General features: G+C 58.4%; 5 protein-coding genes. 4 read left to right on the top strand and 1 reads right to left on the bottom strand.

Annotated elements, in window-relative coordinates; genetic code table 11:
* The 3 genes from AC2FND_RS19510 to AC2FND_RS19500 all read left to right on the top strand — a co-directional run.
* Window positions 1-689: NAD-dependent epimerase/dehydratase family protein (locus AC2FND_RS19510; protein WP_496771377.1), on the top strand; the 689-nt coding region annotated here is incomplete at its 5' end.
* 181 nt (window positions 690-870) lie between these two features.
* Window positions 871-2,241 carry a nucleotide sugar dehydrogenase gene (locus AC2FND_RS19505; RefSeq protein WP_496771376.1) on the top strand — a complete coding sequence of 457 codons (1,371 nt, stop codon included), beginning with the start codon at window positions 871-873 and terminating at the stop codon, window positions 2,239-2,241.
* A gap of 379 nt (window positions 2,242-2,620) precedes the next feature.
* Complete coding sequence (locus AC2FND_RS19500; RefSeq protein ID WP_480484468.1) at window positions 2,621-2,824, top strand: hypothetical protein; 204 nt, start codon at window positions 2,621-2,623, stop codon at window positions 2,822-2,824.
* A 3-nt stretch (window positions 2,825-2,827) separates the two neighbouring features.
* Here AC2FND_RS19500 and AC2FND_RS19495 read toward each other — a convergent pair whose 3' ends face one another.
* Entirely contained in the window at window positions 2,828-3,835 is a 1,008-nt protein-coding gene (locus AC2FND_RS19495) for a replication initiator protein A (protein WP_496771375.1), read from the bottom strand.
* Window positions 3,836-4,236: 401 nt separating this feature from the next.
* On the opposite strand from AC2FND_RS19495, the gene AC2FND_RS19490 reads away from it, so the two are divergent.
* Window positions 4,237-4,831: nucleotide-binding protein (locus tag AC2FND_RS19490; RefSeq protein WP_496771374.1), on the top strand; the 595-nt coding region annotated here is incomplete at its 3' end.

Here is a 4,831-nt window from a genome sequence, read left to right as displayed (position 1 = left end):
CCCCGATCTCAAACGGCAAGGCTGACCCATATCGGCGCGCCAAGATTGCGATGGAGCAGGCTCTGCTGCAAGGAAACTGCCCCGCTGCGATCCTGCAGCCGACACTGGTTTACGGGCCCGGAAGCATGCTCTGGACGGATAAGCTAACCCGCTGGCTTGCCGCTGGTACCGTGGTGCTGCCCAAACCCGAAGGGCTGTGCAACGCTGTATTTGTGGACGATCTGGTACAGGCCATGTTATGCGCGGCAGCGCTAAAAGACCTGCAGCAAGAGCGGTTCGTCATCTCGGGGCCCACCCCCGTCAGTTGGTCGGCCCTGCTGTCCGGTTATGCCGATATCATTGGCCGAGGGAAGATCGTGCTCATTCCCCAGGAAACACTCCGGGCCCGATTGCCCGATGAAGAGCCGGGCGAAGCACCAGACACACAGTCGCTGGCTGCACGGGTCAGTGCCATAGCGCGCGCCTGGATCGGTCGGGACCGGTTCGAAAGGCTGGTCCACACAGCCACACAACGGCTGCCCAAGCAAAACGAACTGTACCCTGACCGTTATATGCTGGAGATATTCTCGGGCACAGGACAGTGCCAGATTGATCATGCCCGTGCACGGCTGGGATATGAGCCCGCTTATGACCTGAAAGCCGGACTTGAAGCCACGCGGCCCTATCTGGAAGCTCGTTTCAAAAGATAAACAATTAATGAAAACATCAACAATTGAGGCGTTTTGGGAAACACGGTACTGCAGTCTCGGACCGGGCCGACAAATATATTGGATTCGCCCCCGTTCCGCCCTATCCGTGGAAAGAGCCTGAATTTCCGACGGCCAAACCGCACATTGATTTCAGTCTGACTTTGTACGATCAGGATAGATTATGAACTACGAAACCTCGCACCATCTTTCCCTCAAGCAGCTTATCGCGGCGCGCGATGCGCGGGTTGCTGTGGTTGGGCTGGGCTATGTCGGGCTGCCGCTGGCGCTGACTGCCTATGATGAGGGGTTCGATACCACCGGCGTTGATCTCAACCCTGACCGGGTGGCGCGGATCAATCAGGGCGATCAGGTTATATCGTATCTGGCGTCAGACCGGATCGCACAAGCGGTAGACAGCGGCAGGTTCCGCGCAACGCAGGACGCCGCGGCACTGGCCGAGGCCGATATCATCCTGATCTGCGTGCCGACCCCGCTGACCGATGCACAAGACCCGGACATGCGCTTTGTCGCCGCCGCCGCCGAAACCATCGCGCAGCATCTGCGCCCCGGTCAGATGGTGGTGCTGGAAAGCAGCGTCTGGCCCGGTGCCACGACCACACTGGTTCAGCCGATCCTTGAGGCGGGCGGTCTGCGCGCGGGTAGTGATTTCTTCCTGGCGTTTTCGCCCGAGCGCGAAGACCCGGGCAATGACAAGTTCGACACGCACAGCATCCCGAAGGTGGTGGGCGCCGACGATCCGCTGTCGCGGCAACTGGTCGAGGATTTCTACCGCGCTATCGTCACCAGCGCCGTTCCGGTCAGCTCGGCCGCCACGGCCGAAGCAGTGAAACTGGTCGAAAACAGCTTTCGCACCGTCAATATTGCGCTGGTCAACGAGTTGAAGACCGCGCTTGAGGCGATGGATGTGGATGTTTGGGAAGTGATTGAGGCCGCGGCCACCAAACCGTTTGGCTTCATGCCCTTCTATCCCGGTCCCGGAATTGGTGGGGCCTGCATCCCGGTGTCTCCGGCCTATCTGGCCTGGCGTGCCGCGGATGCAGGATCTGATACGCCGATCATCAATCTGGCCCGCTCCAGCAATGACGCCGTGCCATCCATGCTGGCGGCACGGATGGCCGCCGAACTGGCGGCGCGTAACGGCTCGGCCATCGCCGAGACCGGGCAGCCCCTGACCGGACAGCGCATCCTGCTGATGGGTATCGCCTATAAGCGCGATGTCGAGGATACCCGCCGCAGCCCGGCGCTGGTGTTGTTGGACGAGCTGGAAAAGCTGGGGGCCGAGGTTGACTATCACGACCCCTATTTCCCGCGCCTGCCCGAAGGTGGCGAATATCCGCAGCTTGCGGGCCGGACCTCGCAGCCGCTAACAGCAGAAAACCTGAAACGCTATGCGGCGGTGGCCGTGATCACCGATCACAGCGCCCCGGATTACGGTCTGGTTGCGCGCAAGGCGGCGCTGGTTTTTGATACGCGCAATGTTTTTGAAAAAGCGGGGATCAGGGTGACGGACGGGCGTCTGGTCAAGATGTGACCCTCAGCCCCCCTGCCATTCGGCGGCCGAAACGCACGCTCATCTGGCATTCCATCCAATCAACCGCGGATCGACAGAGCGGTGCCATAGGCGAACCTTTGCACATTTTCAGGGGTGCGGGCGTTCCATATTGCTGTCACAAAAGTTTTGAGAAACTATCCTCTCAGACATTCCTATGTCTCAATAAATTATAAAGCGGTGTGGCACGAGTAGTGGAGCAAAGCTCCTCCCGGTAAAAATAACCAAATTTTAACCCTCTGTAGTTCAAAGTTTTGCCATGATTTCACCGCGAAATCATTATGGGCATCTGCCCAATGGCTGAACTGCAACCACTTGAGGGCTGGCCAGACCAAGACCATAGCCGGAGGACTTGGAGAACATGATCGGAGTTATCGGAATAGCCATTCTTGTCGGCCTGTGCGCCGGCGGGTTTGCTTTGTTCTCCGGTGCGTCCATCCTTATGGCCCTGGGCAGCTATGTCCTCTTCGGCTGGCTGTTCATCATTGCCGCTCTCATCGTCATCGGTGCTGTCAAAGCCGTGAAGACACGCGTGCAGAAACAAAACCCCGCCTATTCCAGCTAAGCGCTAATCCCGCCCGGCGACCCTCTTGGCCACATAGCCCAGAAACGCCCGCTGCGGGTTTCTGATCTGCGGGCGACCGGACGCGGCCCAATAGGCCAGCCAGTCCGCTTCCAGCGCATAGACATCGCGGCCCGGTGCCATAGCCCTGGCTTCCTCCAGCGCCTGTGACGGCAGGATCGGTTTGTCCGGTCCCTCGATCACCTGGCCACGGCGCGAAAAGCGGATCAGGTCGCCGGGCTCTTCGGTCATCTCGTAATCGGGCAGATGATCGGCTGCGATCATGTCGCGGATCATCTTGCGGAACACCCGCCGGGGCGAGGCCGAGCCCGATTTCTTCAGCAGCACCTCGACCGAGATCCGCCACTCGGGCTGGCGACCGCAATGTTTGCGGGCCAGCTCATAGATGCGCCGCTCGAGCGGTTTGCGCAGGCGGAAGTAATCGCGGCTGAGGGTCAGCACGGATTTCGCCAGAACCGCGCGAAACAGCCAGTCCGACAGTTTCACACTGACGCTGACCATCCGGCCTGCCCGGGTGTGGCGGACGATTTCCCAGCTTTCGATCAGGCCAAACCCGGTGGTGGTTTCCTTCTCGCCTGTGACAATGTTGGTGGTTATCCGGGTGCCTGCCAGCCGCTCGAACGCTTCGCGCAGACGCTTGTAGCCATCGCCGCTGGTTTCGCGATTGGTGGCCACCAGCAGATCATGCGCCTTCAGATGCAACACCCGGCTAACCGTCCGGCCCGCATTGATCGCTGCCATCAGTTGGCTGATGCAAAAGATCAGGATGTCCTTGTCGTGGATCGTCGCCAGTCCCCGCACCGAAGGCGTCACCGTAATCTCGACCCCGTTATGCTCATAATTGAGGATCCGGCGATCCGGCCGGGTCGAGAGCGAAAACATCGGATGCTCCATCGAGCCCATATCTGTCTTGGGCAGCGCATCGAAGATATCGCATACAAAAAAATCACCCGTTGGGTGCCGGTCGGGCAACAACGCCCCTGACCCGCTCATACTGCCCTGCCCATATGTCCTGCCCGAATCTTTGTTCGTGGTTTTATTGACGCCCACCGTAGAGTTATCCACAGGACGCGTAAAGCCGCCGGAACGTGGGATCAGAGTCACCACAACGTGGGATCAGAGTCGCCTGATCGTGGGATCAGATTCACTATGGGTGCTCAAGAATACAAAAACCTCTTTTTTTTCTTATACTTAAGAACATCAGGATTTCGCCGTAACTAGTAAGATAACAATATTCTAACTGGACATTTTTTTGCCCGACACTCAAAACCAACGTTTCAATCGATAGTTACCCCTTATTATTGCTTAGAAAATCCGGTTTTATGCTCATTATGCTTCCACATGCTTCCTTTTGTGGTATATTGAACAAAACATAGCACATAGGCAGGTTTTCAATGCGAGCAGCAACCTCCGAGGGGCTTCCCCCCTATTTCAATATCGATCCGGATCTGGCTTATGCTGAACTTGGAAATCCAACCGGCACGGGTGAGTTTTCACAAATCGCGGATGCCTGTGCCCGGGGGCGTAGCGACCTGGCGAGCCGGGGGCTGGAAGAAAACGGTCAGAAAAAGCTGCGCCTGTTTTCAACCTGGGAAATCACCAAATATCTGATCCCTGTCGCGCCTGCTCATTTTCGCCGGGTCCTGAAGGGCAACCCGGATCTGCCGCAGGGACAGTCCGAAACGGAAGGCGGTGCCAAGTGGTTCACGCTGGATGAGGTTCTGCGGCTGCGGGCGCATTTTGCCTCGGAGGGGTCCAAAGCCAAGGAGTACCGCCCTTACCGGCCCAACGGGCTACCTGCCAAGATCGTGTCCGTGGCCAATTTCAAGGGCGGTGTTGGCAAAACCTCGACCTGCGCGCATCTGGCCATGTCGGCGGCTCTGGACGGTTACAAGGTGCTGGTCATCGACCTGGACAGCCAGGGTTCGATGACGTCGATCTTTGGCGGCAAGGTGAGCGATGAATGGCAGACGGTGTTCCCCTTACTCG

The sequence above is a fragment of the Ruegeria sp. BHSB056 genome (genome assembly GCF_059613305.1).
Note: the sequence above shows the minus strand (reverse complement) of the source record. Positions and strands in the feature narration are given on the sequence as shown.